Origin of the sequence: Actinomadura meridiana (genome assembly GCF_039537545.1) — a bacterium.
GTDB lineage: Bacteria > Actinomycetota > Actinomycetes > Streptosporangiales > Streptosporangiaceae > Spirillospora > Spirillospora meridiana.
The window spans coordinates 56781-73694 of the sequence record NZ_BAABAS010000027.1; the positions used below are offsets into that span (position 1 = coordinate 56781).

General features: G+C 72.4%; 18 protein-coding genes. 3 read left to right on the forward strand and 15 right to left on the reverse strand.

What is annotated here, in order from left to right:
• Positions 1–74: 74 nt before the first annotated feature.
• The 13 genes from ruvB to pgsA all read right to left on the reverse strand — a co-directional run bounded on the left by ruvB (position 75) and on the right by pgsA (position 11474).
• On the reverse strand, positions 75–1256 hold the full coding sequence (gene ruvB, locus ABD808_RS34150) for a Holliday junction branch migration DNA helicase RuvB (RefSeq protein ID WP_344906316.1): 1182 nt from the start codon (positions 1254–1256) through the stop codon (positions 75–77).
• A gap of 23 nt (positions 1257–1279) precedes the next feature.
• A complete protein-coding gene (gene ruvA, locus ABD808_RS34155) occupies positions 1280–1885 on the reverse strand; it encodes a Holliday junction branch migration protein RuvA (RefSeq protein WP_344906109.1) in 606 nt (201 codons plus the stop codon).
• The gene (gene ruvC / locus ABD808_RS34160) at positions 1882–2475 is read right to left on the reverse strand and encodes a crossover junction endodeoxyribonuclease RuvC (RefSeq protein ID WP_344906112.1); all 594 of its coding nucleotides are present in this window, start codon (positions 2473–2475) and stop codon (positions 1882–1884) included. The genes ruvA and ruvC overlap by 4 nt, the downstream gene beginning before the upstream one ends.
• A 64-nt stretch (positions 2476–2539) precedes the next feature.
• The gene (locus ABD808_RS34165) at positions 2540–3691 is read right to left on the reverse strand and encodes a GNAT family N-acetyltransferase (protein ID WP_344906113.1); all 1152 of its coding nucleotides are present in this window, start codon (positions 3689–3691) and stop codon (positions 2540–2542) included.
• Positions 3692–3733: 42 nt separating this feature from the next.
• The gene (locus ABD808_RS34170) at positions 3734–4486 is read right to left on the reverse strand and encodes a YebC/PmpR family DNA-binding transcriptional regulator (RefSeq protein WP_344906116.1); all 753 of its coding nucleotides are present in this window, start codon (positions 4484–4486) and stop codon (positions 3734–3736) included.
• A gap of 4 nt (positions 4487–4490) precedes the next feature.
• Entirely contained in the window at positions 4491–5108 is a 618-nt protein-coding gene (gene pdxT / locus ABD808_RS34175) for a pyridoxal 5'-phosphate synthase glutaminase subunit PdxT (RefSeq protein ID WP_344906119.1), read from the reverse strand.
• Between the two features lie 144 nt (positions 5109–5252).
• Complete coding sequence (locus tag ABD808_RS34180) at positions 5253–5867, reverse strand: DUF6928 family protein (protein ID WP_344906122.1); 615 nt, start codon at positions 5865–5867, stop codon at positions 5253–5255.
• Between the two features lie 153 nt (positions 5868–6020).
• The gene (gene pdxS, locus ABD808_RS34185) at positions 6021–6959 is read right to left on the reverse strand and encodes a pyridoxal 5'-phosphate synthase lyase subunit PdxS (protein WP_425549011.1); all 939 of its coding nucleotides are present in this window, start codon (positions 6957–6959) and stop codon (positions 6021–6023) included.
• A gap of 113 nt (positions 6960–7072) precedes the next feature.
• Positions 7073–8110 carry a DUF3048 domain-containing protein gene (locus ABD808_RS34190; protein WP_344906125.1) on the reverse strand — a complete coding sequence of 346 codons (1038 nt, stop codon included), beginning with the start codon at positions 8108–8110 and terminating at the stop codon, positions 7073–7075.
• Between the two features lie 92 nt (positions 8111–8202).
• Positions 8203–8745: a LemA family protein gene (locus ABD808_RS34195; RefSeq protein WP_344906321.1), complete on the reverse strand. Its 543-nt coding sequence runs from the start codon at positions 8743–8745 to the stop codon at positions 8203–8205.
• Complete coding sequence (locus tag ABD808_RS34200) at positions 8745–9917, reverse strand: glycosyltransferase family 4 protein (RefSeq protein ID WP_344906128.1); 1173 nt, start codon at positions 9915–9917, stop codon at positions 8745–8747. The genes ABD808_RS34195 and ABD808_RS34200 overlap by 1 nt, the downstream gene beginning before the upstream one ends.
• 10 nt (positions 9918–9927) lie before the next feature.
• A complete protein-coding gene (locus ABD808_RS34205) occupies positions 9928–10842 on the reverse strand; it encodes a phosphatidylinositol mannoside acyltransferase (protein WP_344906131.1) in 915 nt (304 codons plus the stop codon).
• Positions 10839–11474 (reverse strand): phosphatidylinositol phosphate synthase, encoded by a 636-nt coding sequence (gene pgsA, locus ABD808_RS34210; RefSeq protein ID WP_344906134.1) that lies wholly within the window; start codon positions 11472–11474, stop codon positions 10839–10841. Before pgsA ends, ABD808_RS34205 begins: the two co-directional genes overlap by 4 nt.
• A gap of 339 nt (positions 11475–11813) precedes the next feature.
• Between pgsA and ABD808_RS34215 the strand changes: the two genes are divergently transcribed.
• Complete coding sequence (locus ABD808_RS34215) at positions 11814–13979, forward strand: elongation factor G-like protein EF-G2 (RefSeq protein WP_344906137.1); 2166 nt, start codon at positions 11814–11816, stop codon at positions 13977–13979.
• Between the two features lie 134 nt (positions 13980–14113).
• The gene (locus ABD808_RS34220) at positions 14114–14953 is read left to right on the forward strand and encodes a polysaccharide deacetylase family protein (protein WP_344906140.1); all 840 of its coding nucleotides are present in this window, start codon (positions 14114–14116) and stop codon (positions 14951–14953) included.
• 52 nt (positions 14954–15005) lie between these two features.
• Here the strand turns inward: ABD808_RS34220 and ABD808_RS34225 are convergent, their stop codons facing one another.
• Positions 15006–15575 carry an HIT family protein gene (locus tag ABD808_RS34225; RefSeq protein WP_344906143.1) on the reverse strand — a complete coding sequence of 190 codons (570 nt, stop codon included), beginning with the start codon at positions 15573–15575 and terminating at the stop codon, positions 15006–15008.
• 199 nt (positions 15576–15774) lie between these two features.
• Between ABD808_RS34225 and ABD808_RS34230 the strand changes: the two genes are divergently transcribed.
• On the forward strand, positions 15775–16335 hold the full coding sequence (locus ABD808_RS34230) for an Asp23/Gls24 family envelope stress response protein (RefSeq protein ID WP_344906146.1): 561 nt from the start codon (positions 15775–15777) through the stop codon (positions 16333–16335).
• Here ABD808_RS34230 and ABD808_RS34235 read toward each other — a convergent pair.
• Positions 16314–16856 (reverse strand): hypothetical protein, encoded by a 543-nt coding sequence (locus tag ABD808_RS34235; protein ID WP_344906148.1) that lies wholly within the window; start codon positions 16854–16856, stop codon positions 16314–16316. The two genes, ABD808_RS34230 and ABD808_RS34235, sit on opposite strands and share 22 nt — an antisense overlap.
• Positions 16857–16914 lie beyond the last annotated feature (58 nt).

The following is a 16914-nucleotide window of genomic DNA, read 5'->3' on the forward strand; positions in this document are numbered from 1 at the left end:
AGTACGCGAGACCCCGGCAACGACGCGACGATCGGCGACGCCGGGAAGTTCCCAACCCGTTACCCGAATGATCACTATTCGGGGGGATCGGTCCCCTCGTCCGGTTGGGATCCTGTGGGGGGACGACCCCCCACACCCCCCGGTACTACCCCGTCGTCTGTGGGGGGGCGACCCCCCACACCCCCCGGTACTACCCTGTCGCCCAAATCGAACAACGTCCCGGCCATGGGCGCGGTCGGCGGCGGGGTCAGCCCCAGATGCGCCCAGGCGGCACCCGTGGCGACCCGGCCGCGAGGCGTCCTGGCCAGCAGGCCCTGCCGGACGAGGAAGGGTTCCGCGACGACCTCCACGGTCTCCGGTTCCTCCCCCACCGACACCGCCAGCGTCGACAGGCCGACCGGCCCGCCGCCGAACTTGCGCAGCAGCGCACCGAGGACGGCCCGGTCGAGCCGGTCGAGGCCCCGTTCGTCCACCTCGTACAACGCGAGGGCCGTCCGCGCGGATTCCCTGGTCACGGTGCCGTCGCCCCGAACCTCGGCATAGTCGCGGACGCGGCGCAGCAGCCGGTTGGCGATGCGGGGCGTGCCGCGGGAGCGTCCGGCGACCTCGGCGGCGCCCTCGTCGGAGATCTCGACGTCCAGCAGCGCCGCCGACCGGCGGACGATGATCTCCAGTTCGGCGGGCTCGTAGAAGTCCATGTGCGCGACGAACCCGAACCGGTCGCGCAGCGGGCCGGGCAGCATCCCGGCCCGGGTGGTGGCGCCGACGAGGGTGAACGGCGCGATGTCCAGGGGGATGGCGGTGGCGCCGGGGCCCTTGCCGACGACGACGTCGACGCGGAAGTCCTCCATCGCCATGTAGAGCATCTCCTCGGCGGGACGGGCCAGCCGGTGGATCTCGTCCAGGAACAGCACCTCGCCCTCGGCGAGGGTCGACAGCACGGCCGCGAGGTCACCGGCGCGCTCGATCGCGGGACCGGACGAGATCCGCAGCGGCCGCCCCAGCTCCGCCGCGATGATCATGGCGAGCGTGGTCTTGCCGAGGCCGGGGCCGCCCGACAGCAGGACGTGGTCGGGCGTCCGGCCGCGCCGCAGCGCGCCGTGCAGCACGAGCGACAGTTGTTCGCGGACGCGCTCCTGCCCGATGAAGTCGTCGAGCTTCTTCGGGCGCAGCGCGGCCTCGATCACCTGCTCGTCGGGCCCGTCCGCGTCCGCCGACACCAGCCGGTCGGGTTCGCTCCCTATGCCGTACCCCATATCCCCGGGTCCGCCGTCGCTCGTCATTTGCTCAGCTTCTTGAGGGCAGACCTGAGCAGCGCCGCGACGGGAGGCGTCTCGGTGCCGTCGAGGTCGGCGGCGACGGCGTCCACGGCGGTGTCGGCGTCCCTGGCGGACCAGCCGAGGTTGATCAGGCCCATCTGGACCTGCTCGCGCCACGGCTCCGAGCGGGAGGGCGCGCGCAGGTCGGCCGCGTCGTCGCCGACCGGGCCGCCGAGGCGGTCGCGCAGTTCCAGGACGATGCGCTGGGCGCCCTTCTTGCCGATCCCGGGGACCTTGGTGAGCGTGGTGACGTCCTCGGTGGCCATGGCGCGGCGCAGCGCGTTCGGGCTGTGCACGGCGAGCATCGCGAGCGCGAGGCGCGGGCCGACGCCACTCGCGGTCTGGAGCAGCTCGAAGACGGTGCGCTCGTCGTCGTCGGCGAAGCCGAACAGGGTGAGGGAGTCTTCCCGGACGACGAGGGACGTCGGCACCTTCGCGGGCTCGCCTACCCGCAGCCCGGCGAGCGTGGCGGGCGTGCACCGGACCGTCAGGCCGACGCCGTGCACGTCGATCACCGCCCCGTCGGGTCCGGCGGCGGCCACCCGGCCGCTGACGAAGGCGATCATTCGCTGCTTCCTCCTCTGCTCCGGGCGGCGAGCCGGTCCCGCTCGGCGCGCGCCGCCTCCTCGATCCGGGACCTCTGGGCGCTGGCGAGCCGCTGTTGCGCGCCGCCGCGCCACACATGGCAGATGGCGAGGGCGAGCGCGTCGGCGGCGTCGGCGGGCTTCGGCGCGACCTCCAGCGACAGCAGCCGGGTCACCATCCGGGTGACCTGCGCCTTGTCGGCGCGGCCGTTGCCGGTGACGGCGGCCTTGGCCTCGCTCGGGGTGTGCAGCGCGACGGGCAGCCCGCGGCGGGCGGCGATCAGCAGGGCGATCCCGGCGGCCTGCGCGGTGCCCATCACGGTGCGGACGTTGTGCTGGGCGAACACGCGCTCGACGGCGACGGCGTCGGGGCGCAGCTCGTCGACCAGCGCCTCGATGCCCGTCTCGATGCCGAGCAGGCGCTGGGCGATGTCGTCGCCGGGGGCGGTCCGCACGACGGACACGTGCACCAGGTGGAGCCGCCTGCCCGGGGTGCCCTCGACGACCCCCACCCCGCACCGGGTGAGCCCGGGGTCCACCCCCATCACCCGCACGGCCGCTCCTTCGATCATCTGTTCGGACGGACACGCTACCAAGCAAGCATGGCACCGCAGGCCAGCGACGCCGGGTGTGTCGTCAGAAGAAGTCGAGGGAGTAGGGGGTGGCGGCGAACGCGGGGGCGAGCGCGTCGGCGTCGCCGCCGTGCAGGAGCCCGGTGCGGCGCAGCGTGGCGACGGGGACGCCCGCGTAGAGCGCGGCGAGGCCACGGGCGCCGAGCCGGACGGCGTCCGGGTCGTCGCCGGAGCGTTCCAGGCGCCCCTCGCCGTCCTTGACCTCCAGCCGCCAGTGGCCCGAGTTCGCGGGACGCTGCGGGTCGTCGACGTGCAGCGACGCCTGGACGTCCACGCCGGGCGGGTAGCCGCGCGAGGCGATCGCGGCGGGCACGTCGACGATCCGCATCATCCACTGGCTGCGGCGGATCGTGTCCCATTCGCGCTCGCGGATCAGCCACAGCACCGGGTCGAACGGCGCGACGCACGCCCGGACGCTCTCCGCCGTCGAGGAGCCGGAACCGACGATGGCCCACAGCGCCCGCTGCGTCCGCTCCGACGACGCCACGACGCGGAGCACCTCAAGGCCCTTGTTTCCCTCTGACCAGCGGTAGGAGAGGAACCCGTCCTCGGCCAGATAGGAGAAGGTCTCGCGGGATTCGAGGAGCTGGCTCCAGCGTTCCTCACGCCAGCCGACAGGACCACAGTCGCGGGCCGCCTCATGCGCGCGGCCGACGACGGCGGCCACCTCGGCGGCGTCCTCCGGGCCGACCCGGCGGACCGGGACGCGATCGGCGGCGAGGCCGCGCAGCGCCTCGGTGGACAGCTCGACGTGGTGCTGCGCGCCCGCGTGCTCCCAGCCGACCGACCGGTACAGCGACGTCGTGGCCGGATACAGCATGCTCACCGCGTGCCCGAACCCGGCGCAGCGGTCCAGCAGCTCGGTCATCAACCGGCGTCCGACGCCCCGGCCGCGCTCCTCCGGCGCGACCGTGATCCCGCTCACACCGGCCGCGGACACGGCCCGGCCGTGCCACCACTGCGTCATGTCGTACACGACTCCGGTGGCGATCATCCGGTCGCCGTCGAAACCGGCGACCTTCCGCCCGTCCGCCAGCAGGGGCAGGGTGTGCCGGAGCATCCGCTCCCACCGCTCGTCCGGCATCGGGCCGAAGGCGCGGGCCTGCATGTCGCGGACGCGGTCCATGTCATCTGGGGTGAGGGCGCGGATCTCCATGATCCCGACCGTATGCCAGCCGACCGGCGGGCGGGCGCGCGGCTAGTCGAGTGTGGCGAGGACCTCGTCGGGGACGTCGAAGTTGGCGTAGACGTCCTGGACGTCGTCGGAGTCCTCAAGGGCGTCCAGAAGCCGGAAGACCCGCTTGGCGTTGTCCTCGTCGAGAGGGACGGTGACGCTCGGCAGGAACTTGCTCTCGGCCGACTCGTAGTCGATCCCGGCGTCCACCAACGCGGAGCGGACCGCGACCAGGTCACCGGCCTCGCTGACGACCTCGAAGTTGTCCTCGTCGAGCTCGTTGACCTCCTCGGCGCCGGCGTCCAGGACGGCCAACATCACGTCGTCCTCGCTGGTGTCCTTCTTCGGCACGATCACGACGCCCTTGCGCGTGAACATGTACGACACCGAGCCCGGGTCGGCGAGGGAACCGCCGTTGCGGGTCAGGGCGACGCGGACCTCGGAGGCGGCCCGGTTGCGGTTGTCGGTGAGGCACTCGATCAGGATGGCGACGCCGCCGGGCGCGTACCCCTCGTAGGTGATGTTCTGCCAGTCCGCGCCTCCGGCCTCCTCACCGGCGCCGCGCTTGCGCGCGCGCTCGATGTTGTCGTTGGGGACCGAGTTCTTCTTCGCCTTGTAGATGGCGTCGTAGAGGGTCGGGTTGGCGTCGGGGTCGCCGCCGCCGGTGCGGGCCGCGACCTCGATGTTCTTGATGAGCTTGGCGAAGAGCTTGCCCCGCTTGGCGTCGAGCGCCGCCTTCTTGTGCTTGGTCGTCGCCCACTTGGAATGGCCGGACATTCTGTCATTCCTCCTCTGTCGTCCGGCGCACCAGATCGGCGAAGTAGTGGTGCACGCGGAAATCGCCTGTCAACTCCGGATGGAACGCGGTCGCCACGAGGCGCCCCTGACGGACGGCGACGATCCTACCGGCGTTCGAGCCGCCCTCGGCCCGGCCGAGGACCTCGACGGCCTCCCCGACGGACTCGACCCAGGGGGCGCGGATGAAAACGGCGTGGTACGGCGTGTCGCCCATCCCGGCCAGCGGCACGTCGGACTCGAACGAGTCGACCTGCCTGCCGAAGGCGTTGCGGCGGACGGTCATGTCGATGCCGCCGACCGTTTCCTGGCCCGCGACGCCGTCCCTGATCCGGTCCGCGAGCATGATCATGCCCGCGCAGGAGCCGTAGGCGGGCATCCCCGCCTCGATCCGCTTGCGGAGGGGCTCCAGCAGGTCGAACGAGCGCGCCAGGCGCCACATGGTGGTGGACTCACCGCCGGGCAGGACGAGCCCGTCGACCTGTTCCAGCTCCACCGGACGGCGGACGCGCAGGGTGCGCGCCCCGGCCGTCTCCAGCGCGCGGGTGTGCTCTAGCACGTCGCCCTGGAGCGCGAGGACACCGATCGTCGGCACAGCAGTCACGTAGAACCTTCCGAATCGTTCGCGGGGGTCGTCCGATGGTGGACATTCGTACAACGTCCACCGGCGCGGCGGATCTTCCCTCTCCGCCGCCGGACGGGCCCGCGCGTCACACGTGCTTGTAGCCGCGTCACGCTCGTAGGGGCGTCACACGTGCTTGTAGCGGCGCAGCGGCAGTTCCAACGGGAGGAAGCCGTCGTCGCCCCGGTCGGCGATGCCGCGGCCGAACATGTGCGCGGCGGCGAGCGCGAGCCCGAACTCCTCCGGGTCGAACGGCAACGGGACGTCGGGCGTCCCGGCGTCGATCGCCGCCCAGAACGGCCGCTCGGCGGGGAGCCGCTCGCCCTGGTCGACGACGACGCCGTCCTCGGCCGTGACGAACACGTCGCGACGCAGCGCGCCCGACTCGTACCAGCGGAACCAGCACCCGCGGATGACCGTGTGCAGGACGAGCACGCCGCAGCGCGAGCCGGGCAGCGCCGCGGCGGCGGTGTCGGCGATCCGGCGGGCGTCGTCGTCGAGGCAGAACAGCCGCCGGTCGCACAGCAGCAGCGCCCGGTCGAAGGCGCCGACGAACAGCTCGTCCTCGTAGGGCCAGAGCGCGAAGTCCAGGACGGTGTCGCCGGTACCGGTCAGGGTGTCCGCCGGATAGAGGCGGCGGGCGAGCTCGTCGGCCGCGTCCGGGTCGGGGGCGAGGCCCGGCCGGAACACCTCGACGGGATCACCCTCGCTCGCACACGCCAGCGCGACCGACCAAGCCATGCTCTCCCCTCCCGCGGCCGGACGCCGCCCAGGGATCGCTCGACACCGGGGGGACGACCCCCGGACCTTCCCCCCGGAAAGCTTCCTGTCACCGGCCGCGCCGCCAGCGTAAACCCTGTCAGGGCGCGTTGTGGAGTGGGGGTCCCAGATCGGTTACCAGCCGCGTCCGGCGAACTTCTGGTCCTCGCCGAGGGAGGCGGCGTTGATGCCGACCATGGCCTCGCCGAGCCCGCGGGACACCTTGGCGATCACGCCGGGATCGTCGTGGAAGGTGGTGGCCTTCACGATGGCCTCGGCGCGCTGCGCCGGGTTGCCCGACTTGAAGATCCCGGAGCCGACGAAGACGCCCTCGGCGCCGAGCTGCATCATCATCGCCGCGTCGGCGGGGGTGGCGATGCCGCCCGCGGTGAACAGCACGACGGGCAGCTTCCCGGCCTCGGCGACCTCCTTGACCAGCTCGTAGGGGGCCTGGAGCTCCTTGGCGGCGACGAACAGCTCGTCCTCGGGCAGCGACTGGAGCCGCCGGATCTCCTGCCGGATCTTACGCATGTGGGTGGTGGCGTTGGAGACGTCGCCGGTGCCCGCCTCGCCCTTGGAGCGGATCATCGCCGCGCCCTCGGTGATGCGGCGCAGCGCCTCGCCGAGGCTGGTGGCGCCGCAGACGAACGGGACGGTGAACGCCCACTTGTCGATGTGGTGCTCGTAGTCGGCGGGCGTGAGCACCTCGGACTCGTCGATGTAGTCGACGCCGAGCGCCTGGATCACCTGGGCCTCGACGAAGTGGCCGATGCGGGCCTTGGCCATGACGGGGATGGAGACCGCGGCGATGATCCCGTCGATCATGTCGGGGTCGCTCATCCGGGAGATGCCGCCCTCGGCGCGGATGTCGGCGGGCACCCGCTCCAGGGCCATCACGGCGACGGCGCCCGCGTCCTCGGCGATCTTCGCCTGGTCGGGCGTGACGACGTCCATGATCACGCCGCCCTTGAGCATCTCCGCCATGCCGCGCTTGACGCGGGCGGTCCCCGTCGCGGGCGCGATGTTCTCGGCCTCGGGCGCGATGTTCGCAGGGACGGGAGTGGAAGTCGACACGGCATACCTCACGTGAACGGGTGATAAGTCGTCTTCCATGCTATTCGCTGTGCGTTGGGCTGTTCGACGGCAGGGTGTCAACCACTTCGGTGGTTTCCGTTACGGGGTGTCTTCTACGGGGTGTAGGGCTTGCCGTCGTTGACGAGGACGACCCAGACCTGCCCCGGTGCGAAGGTCATCGGCGCACCCTCCGGGGTGGTGTACGTGGTGCCCTCGTTCTCGGACGAGCGCGACCAGGCGGCCTTGTACGCCTTGCCGTCGCGCAGGACGAGCGCCCGCCCCGTCCCGGTCGTGTGGATCAGCGGCGTGTAGCTGCCGAGGAAGTCGTGGAACTTCGACCGGGTCGTCCTGGCGTACTGCACGACGACGGTCCGGCCGCCGAGCCTGCCGCCCTCGGCGGCGAGGTCGGGACGCCCGCCCCAGCTGGCGAGCCACCGCTTCTGCTTGGCCGACCAGGTGAACCCCATGGTCGCCGCGGGCCAGCGGGCGGTGAACGACTTGATCGCCTTGCCGCCCGCGGGCGCGGGCCCGAAGCGGAAGCCGATGTCGCGCGGACCCTGCGCCTTCGGCGCCCGTTCGAGCAGCGCCCTCGGATCTCCGTACAGGTTGTACGGGATCGGCTTGGCGCTGGACCTGGCGTAGGCGCCGCCCGCGTTCTCCTGTGAGATGTCGTACACCGGCGCCTTGCGGACGTACTTCTTCATCTTGCTCTGCACGCCGGAGAACGCGAAGGCGGGGCGGCCGAACTGCGGCAGGATGTGCAGGTCGGAGATCCGGGCGCTGCGGACGGGCCCGACCCGCTTCGGCAGCTTGGACGAGTACACCGCCATCAGCCGGGTCTCGCCGCCCTCGACCTGCTCGACGTAGACGATGTCGGCGGCGCTCACCCCGTACTGGGGCAGCGCGGGCCGGGTGTTCTCGATCTTGACGGCGAGGACGGGGTTGGTCAGCCCCCTCGTGCCGCCGTTGAACGGGTGTGTCGCGGGGGTCGGCGTCGCGGACGGGGACGGCTGGCCGGTGCTGCGCGGGGGCGGCGCCGACGCCGGGCCGCCGGAGTCGGAGCAGGCCGCGAGGGCCGCGGTTCCGAGCGCGACGACGCCGACCCACGCCCCCGCCCGCCGCCGGACGGCGACATCCCGAACGGATCGCACGATCAGCCCCTCCCCTTGAAACACCTGCCAGAGGGTAGCGGACACGATCGACCGCGCCCCGCCGGAGATACGGACGGGCCCCTCCCCCGCGCTCAGATGCCGGGCGGGTCGTCGTCGATCTCGAAGAAGCCGGGCAGGGGCGCGCGGCCCGCGAGCGGCAGAACCCTGATGAGGGGCTTGCGGCGCGCGATCCTGGCCTGGGACACCGCGTCGTTGTAGAAGCGGCGGGCGTAGGCGACCTTCGCCGCGGACGAGGACAGCTCGTCCAGCACCGCCTCGCCCTCGGCGGCTCCCCCGGCGGTGACGGCGCCGACGAACTCCGGCTGGTCGACGACGGCGCGCAGCGCCCGCGACAGGTCGCTCTCAGCGAACTCGCGGTTGTCGGCGTCGGCGGTGCGGGCCTCGTGCGCGGCGGTGGCCAGCACCAGGCTGGCGGCCGGGTCCAGCAGCCGGGACGCGGCCAACTCCAGCGCGGCGGCGGCCCGCCTGACCAGCGCGGCGTCCAGCGCGGCCCGCGCGGTCTCGACGCGGACGTGCAGCCGGTCGAGCCGCGTCGCGCGCCACGACACGTACACGGCGACCAGGAACGCGGCGGCCACCCAGAACAGGAAGTCGATGATCCAGTCGTACGACATCATCGCGGCCCCTCGGACTCGACGACGCCCGCTCCGGCGCCGCCCAGGGTGACCGTCTCGTAGACCCGGAGCACGTCGCGGGCCACGGCCGACCAGTCGTAGGCGCGGACGGCGGCGCGGGCCTCCGCCGAGAGCTGCTTGCGGCGGGCCGGGTCGTCCAGGAGGTCACCGGCGGCCGCCGCGAGGGCCTCGTGGTCGCCGACCGGGAACAGCGCCCCGGCTCGTCCGCCGCGCAGCACCCGGTCGAACGCCTCGATGTCGCTGGCCAGGATGGGGGCGCCCGCCGACATGGCCTCGGCGAGGACGATGCCGAAGCTCTCGCCGCCGAGGTTCGGGGCGACGAACACGTCCACCGAGTGGTAGGCGCGGACCTTGTCGCGCTCGCTGACCTGACCGAGGACGGCGACCCGGTCGCGCAGGTCGGCCGGGACGCGGTCGCGCACGTCCTCGACGTCGCCGGGCCCGGCGATCAGCAGCCGCAGCCCGGGGCGGCGCCGTCCCAGGATCTCGAAGGCGCGCACCAGCACGTCCATGCCCTTGCGGGGCTCGTCCATCCGGCCGAGGAAGCCGAGGGCGCCGCCGCCGAGCGACGCGGGCGGGGCCGCCGGGTCGCGCCCCGGCCAGCCGGGCAGCGGTTCGGCCATCGTGTACCGGTCGGTCGCGACGCCGTTCGGGATCAGCAGGGCGTCGCCGCCGAGATGATCGACCAGGCTGGTGCGGGCGGCCTCGGACACGGCGATCCGGCCGGTGATCTTCTCCAGGGCGCTGCGCAGGATCGGCGCGGCCACCGACAACGCCCGCGACTTGCCGAACGAGGCGTGGAACGTGCCGACGATCGGGCCGTCGGCCGCCCAGCAGGCCAGCAGGCCCAGCGACGGCGCCGCGGGCTCGTGGACGTGCAGGACGTCGAAGCCGCCCTCGTGGATCCAGCGGCGGACGCGGCCCGCCGACAGGAACCCGAACGCCAGCCGCGCCACCGACCCGTTGTAGGGCACGGGGACGGCGCGTCCCGCCGACACCGCGTACGGGGGCAGCGCCGCGTCGTCGTCGGCGGGCGTGATGACCGACACGTCGTGGCCGAGCGAGATCAGCGCCTCGGCGAGGTCGCCGATGTGCTGCTGGACGCCTCCCGGCACGTTCCACGTGTACGGGCAGACGATGCCTACTCTCACCGGCCCGCTCTCACCGGTCGTCGACCCAGACCTTCTGGAGCATGTGCCAGTCCTCGGGGTGGGCGGCGATGCCCGCCTCGAAGACGTTCGCGAGCCGCTGGGTCATGGCCTGGATCTTCTCCTGCCTGCCGCCCTCGTCCGGTACCGGGATCTCGTCGTGGACGCGCGCCGCCCAGTACTCGCCCTCGTACCAGAGTGTCACGGGGATGAGGGCGGCGCCGGTCTGGATCGCGAGCGCGGCGGAAACGGCGGGCATCCGGGCGGTGGCGCCGAAGAACTCGACGTCGATGCCGCTGTCGGTCAGGTCGCGGTCGACGACGAGGCACACCGGCCGTCCGGCGCGCAGCCGCTGCGCCATCCGCCCGTACGCGGACGCGCCCCGGTGCGCGAGGACCTCCATGCCGAGCCCCTCCCGGAACTCGACGAACCGGTCGAACAGCGACTCGGGCCTGAGCCGCTCGGCGACGGTGGTGAACGGGTATCCGCAGTGCACCAGCCAGGCCCCGGCGTGCTCGTAGTTGCCCATGTGCGGCAGCGCGAGGATGACGCCGCGGCCGGAGTCGAGATTGGTGAAGATCTTCTTCTCGCCGGTGACCCGCATCCTGCCGAGGATTCGCGCCCGGTCGTACTCGGGCAGCCGGAACACCTCAAGCCAGTAGCGGAAGTAGGAGCGCAGCACCCGCTTGGCGAGGACGCGGACCTCGTCGTCGACGGCGTCCTTGCCGAGGACGCGGCACAGGTTCTTCTCCAGTTGCCGGACGCCCGTGCCGTGCCGCTGCCAGGTGTGGTCGGCGAGCGCGGTGAACGCGAGCCGGGCGGCGCGCTCGGGCATCTTCCGGACGATCGTCCAGCCCGCGGTGAACGCGGCGTCCATCGCCTCGTCCCGCAGACCCGCGGCGCGGGACCGTGGACGGGCGGCCTTCATGGGCGCGGCTCCGGCGCCGGGTCCCCGGGCCGGACGGCGTCCCTCGCCTGGGCGTACACGGTCGCGAACCGCTGCCCGATCGTGATCGTGCTCAGCCCGGCCAGCGCCCACAACGCGACGGCCAGGATGAAGGGGACGCCCAGCCCGTCGAACCCGGCGGCGACCAGCGCGACGATGAGACGTTCCGCGCGTTCGGCGATGCCCACGTTGCAGGTGTACCCGAGGCCCTCGGCGCGCGCCTTGGCGTAGGACACGACGACCCCGGAGACCAGGCAGTACAGCGCGACTCCGGCGAGGGCCTCCTGACCGTCCCGGTACAGCCCGATCATCAGCCCGGAGAAGATCGCGGCGTCGGCGACCCGGTCCATCGTGGAGTCCAGGAACGCGCCGAACTTGGAGATCTTGCCGGTGACGCGGGCGACGGCGCCGTCCAGCATGTCGAACAGGACGAACGCGGTGATGACCATCGTCCCCCAGAAGAACTCACCGCGCGAGAACAGCACGAGCGCCCCGGCCGACACGCCCAGCGTGCCGATGACGGTGATGGCGTTGGGCGACAGCCCGGTCCGCGCGACCGTGGTCCCGATGGGCTTGAACGCCCGTTCCAGCGCGGGCCTGAAGTTGTTGAGCATCGCCGTCCGTTCTCGTGGTCTCGGGCGGCCCAATGGTAGTGCGACCAGTGGAGCGACGTGGCCGGACCATGGTCATCACCCGGTCGCCGCCCGGCGGCCGCCCGGCCGGGGCCTGGTTCGGGCCGTGGCGGCGCGGGCAGATCACGGTTGATTGCCGTTCACCCCTTGTGATCCCGCGCGTCACGGGAAAGGGTGGCGGTACGGGTGTGACGTCGGTCACCCGTTGGACGAGGTCGGACGCCGCACTCGGACGTCAGGGCCGGGCCGCCGCACCAGGGGCCGGGCCCCAACCGTACGCGGGCCCGCCACGCGCGGGCGGACCCGTCCGAGGAGGTAGGCATGGCGGACAGGGGAGGACACCCGGGAACGCCCGGCAGAGCACCGGAGGCCGACGGGTGCGACAAGGTGCGCAACGTCGCGCTGGTCGGCCATTCCGGGTCGGGCAAGACGACGCTCGTGGAGGCGATGCTCGCCGCCACCGGCGCGCTGCAACGGGCGGGGAAGGTCGAGGACGGCACGACCGTCAGCGACTACGACGAGGTCGAGGTGCGCCAGCAGCGCTCGGTGAACCTGTCGCTCGCCCCGTTCAACCACGGCGGCATCAAGGTCAACCTGATCGACACGCCCGGCTACGCCGACTTCGTCGGCGACCTGCGGGCCGGGCTCCGCGCCGCCGACGCGGCGCTGTTCGTGATCTCGGCGGTGGACGGCATCGACGGCCTCAGCCGGATGCTGTGGGAGGAGTGCGCGGCCGTCGGGATGCCCCGCGCGGTCGTCATCACCAAGGTCGACCAGCAGCGCGGCGACTTCGACGACGTGGTGCTGACCTGCCAGGACGTCTTCGGTGAGGGCGTCGCGCCGCTGTACTTCCCGGTCGGCGGCCCGGACGGGCTGAAGGGCCTGGTCGGGCTGCTCACGCGGCGCTGCCTCGACTACTCCACCGGGAAGCGCGCCGACTGCGACCCCGACCCGGAGTACCTGGACCAGATCGCCGAGCAGCGCGCGACGCTGATCGAGGGGATCATCCAGGAGAGCGAGGACGAGTCGCTCATGGACAGGTACCTGTCCGGTGAGGACATCGACGTCAAGGCGCTCATCGAGGACCTGGAGACCGCGGTGGCGCGCGGCAGCTTCTACCCCGTCCTCGCGACGTCCGTCCCGCACGGCGACCATCCCGGCCCGGTCGTCGGCATGCTGGAGCTGCTGGAGGTCATCACCCAGGCGTTCCCGTCCCCCCTCGAACACGGCATCCCCCCGGTGACCCCGGTGCGCGGCGGCCCCCCGAAGGAGGTCGCCTGCGACCCGGAGGGCCCGCTGATCGCCGAGGTGATCAAGACGACGTCCGACCCGTACGTGGGGCGGATCTCGCTGGTGCGGGTGTTCTCCGGGACGCTGCGTCCGGACACGACCGTGCACGTCTCCGGGCACGGCATGGAGGAGCGCGGGCACGAGGACCACGACGTCGACGAACGGGTCGGCGCGCTCGCCTCGCCGCTCGGCAAGGCGCAGCGGACCGTCGCGTCCTGCGCCGCGGGCGACATCTGCGCGGTCGCGAAGCTGAGCCGCGCCGAATCCGGCGACACGCTGTCCGACCCCGGCTCCCCCGTGGTGATGGCGCCCTGGTCGATGCCCGACCCGCTGCTGCCGGTCGCGATCCAGGCCAAGTCCAAGGCCGACGAGGACAAGCTCAGCCAGGCTCTCGGGCGCCTCGTCGCCGAAGACCCGACGCTGCGGCTGGAGAACAACTCCGAGACGCGGCAACTCGTGCTGTGGTGCATGGGCGAGGCCCACGCCGACGTGCTGATCGAGCGGCTCCGCTCCCGGTACGGCGTCGAGGTCGAACGGGTCGAGCTGCGCGTCCCGCTGCGGGAGACGTTCGGCGGGGCCGCCAAGGGCCTCGGCCGGCACGTCAAGCAGAGCGGCGGCCACGGCCAGTACGGCATCTGCCACATCGACGTGGAGCCGCTGCCGTCCGGCGCGGGCTTCGAGTTCGTCGACAAGATCGTCGGCGGGGTGGTCCCCCGGCAGTTCATCCCGTCGGTGGAGAAGGGCCTGCGGCAGCAGATGACGCGCGGCGTGTCCGCCGGATATCCGCTGGTCGACATCAAGGTCACCCTGCACGACGGCAAGGCCCACTCGGTCGACTCGTCCGACATGGCGTTCCAGGCCGCCGGGTCGCTCGCGCTGAAGGACGCGGCGGGCCAGGTGCCGATCCTGCTGCTGGAGCCCGTCGACGAGGTGGACGTGCTCATCGCCGACGACTACGTGGGCCCGATCATGTCCGACCTGTCGTCGCGGCGCGGCCGGGTGCTCGGCTCCCAGGCGGTGCCCGGCGGCCGCACCATGATCAAGGCGGAGGTGCCGCAGCTGGAGATCGTCCGGTACGCGATCGACCTGCGGTCGATGTCGCAGGGAACCGGCACGTTCAACAGGACGTTCCTCCGGTACGAACCGCTCCCCTCACACCTCGCCGACAAGGTCACCGCGGACGCGAAGGAAGGCTGATCCCCCTCCGGGAGAATCCGGGACACTCCGGTACGGGGGAGGCCCCGTACCGGAGTGTCATCCCGGAGTCTGATCACTGTTCGGCCCTGAGACGGAGGCCGAACGAGGTTCAGCCGTGGGACGCTCGAACCGTCATGAGCGAAACGGGGGACCGTGACGCGCGCCCAGCGCCCGCGCGTCGCAAGGTCATCAAGGGGCTGGGGATCGCGGCGGGCGGACTCGCCCTCGGAGCGGGCGTCGGCGCCGCGGCACCACGCGACGACGACCACGAGGCCAAGGCGAGCGCCATCCCGATCGCCGGGCCCTGGCGACCGTCCCACGGCCACGTCGACGTCACCTGGTCCGTCGACACGTCGCAGAAGCTGGTGGCGCTGACGTTCGACGACGGCCCCATGCCGAAGTGGACGCCGATGGTCCACGACATCCTCGACCAGGAGCGCGTCAAGGCGACGTTCTTCCTGGTCGGCCAACGGCTGGTGCACCACGCGCGGATCGTGCACGGCCGGATGGACCGCCACGAGGCGGGCAACCACACCTGGACGCACGCCGACCTGGCGCAGCTCACCCACCCGGACGCCTGCCGTCAGGTGCAGCGCGCGCACGCCGCCATCACGAGGATCACCGGCAAGGAGCCCAAGCATCTGCGGCCTCCCTACGGGCGGCTCGGCGGCGCGACGCTGAGCGCCGCCGGGAAGTTCGGCTACGACATCACGCTCTGGTCGATCAAGATGCTGGAGAAGACGTACCAGGACCACCCGCCGCAGCTGGTGGACTACATCGTCAACAACACCCAGCCAGGCACGATCGTCCTCGCCCACGACACCGGCAACCCCGACCGCTTGGTGGCGCTGCGGAACCTGGTCCCTATGATCCGGGGCCTGCGCGCCAAGGGCTTCGAGTTCGTCACGGTCTCCGAACTGACGGCGGCGGCGGGCCCTCCCCCGGCCCCGCCCACCGAGGCCCTGCACGCCTGAGAAACAGCACGCCTGAGAAATGGCGTGCCTGAGCAACGGCACGTTTGAGGGATCAGTCGTCGGGCCAGGCGTCGGCGAGCAGGCGGCGCGTGTCGCGCAGGAGCTGCGGCAGCACCTTGGTGTGGCCGACGACCGGCATGAAGTTGGTGTCGCCGCCCCAGCGCGGCACGACGTGCTGGTGCAGGTGCGCCGCGATCCCCGCGCCCGCGACGAGCCCGAGGTTCATGCCGACGTTGAAGCCCTGCGCACCGCTGGCCTTGCGCAGCGCCGTGAGCGACCGCTGGGTGAACAGGGCCAGTTCCGTGTACTCCGGCTCGTCCAGGTCGGAGTAGTCGGCTACGTGCCGGTACGGGACGACCATCAGATGCCCGGAGTTGTAGGGGTACAGGTTCAGCACCGTGAACACCGCCGCGCCGCGCGCCACGACCAGGCCGTCCTCGTCCGGCATCTTCGGGATCTCGCAGAACGGGCAGCCGTCGTCCGAGCCCGCCCCGGTCGGCTTGTTCTCGCCCTTGATGTAGGCCATCCGGTGCGGAGTCCACAGCCGCTCGAAGTTGTCGGGCGTGCCCGCGCCCCCCCTCTCCTCCTCGGAGCTGGGCGTGCGCTCATTCTCTGCGCTCAAGACGGCGGTCTCCTTTTGTCCAAGGCCTGAGCAGCAGCATAGAGAGCGGCGGGCCCCGGGCAGTAGGCGGGATGCCGCCCTGTGGCCGCAACCGCGCCTGTAACAGGGGGGCCAAAACGCGGCCGCGAAGGCGCGTTCGCGTGACGTTTCGCGGGTCGCTCCGCCACGATGGTCACCCGACCGACCCCTGGGAGCGATCATGACCGGGTTTGACGAGGGCCTCGCCGGGGACGGCGAGCCGGCGCCGCGCACGGGGCCGGGGCCGTTCTTTCCCGGACCGGCCGGAAGGCAGGGGACGGTACCGCCGCCCGGCGTGCCACTGCCCGCACCCGCACCAGCGCCCGCACCCGCGCGGCCTTCCGTCACGACCTCGGGTGCGAACGCGCTGCCGATGACGTTGCACGGCTCGCCCGGCGACATCTCGACCGGCGTGGACGGCCGCATCACCATCGAGGACGGCGTCATCGGGAAGATCGCCGCGCTCGCCGCGCTGGAGGTCGGCGGGGTCGCCGCCCTGATACCGGACGCGGGCGCGGCGGGGACGGGCGTGCACGTCGACTTCGACGAGGCGGCGGACGAGGTCACCCTCGACGTCGTCATCGCGGTGGAGTACGGCACCGTGGTCAGGGACGTCGCCAAGCTCGTGAAGACGAACGTGGCCCGGGTCACGGGGCTGATGTTGGGGACGCGGGTCGCGGCGGTGCACGTGACCGTCCAGGACGTCCACGTGCCGAACGGTCACGCCACCGGACGGGCGTAACACGTCTGCATGGTGATCCCGACGGAGATCGTCGTGACCTTCACGCGCTGGACGAGCCCCGGCGCGACGCCCGTGAAGTGGAACGTGTGCTGGCCGCCACCCCTGACCGTGGTCTGCCGCGACTCCGGGGCCTCTCCCCCGCCCAGCGTCAGTTCGGCGCGGACGGCGCCGCTCGCGGAGACGCGGACGACGACGTCCACGCCGTCGCGCGCCGCCCGGTAGGACGCCGCCCCGCGCGGGCACAGGGACACGCCGCCCGACCCGCCCTGCTCGGGGATCGGCGGCCCGCCGTCGCCCTGCTCACCGGGGTAGGTGCTGCCGCCGTCCCGTCCGGGCGTGGGCGCCGCCGGGGACGCGGGCTGGCCGGACGGCGGGCGCGCGGCGGACGGGGCCGCGGAGGCCTGGGCACCCGCGGTACCGGCGCCGCGCTTCCCGTCGTCCAGCAACGGCATGAGGAGGACCGCGACGGCGGCCGCCGCCAGCAGCGCGGACCCGCCGTACCCGGCGATCCGCACCCACACCGGGCGCGGTCGTCGCCGCGCGGATCCGCGTCTCCTTCTTGTCGGTGGACGGGCCATC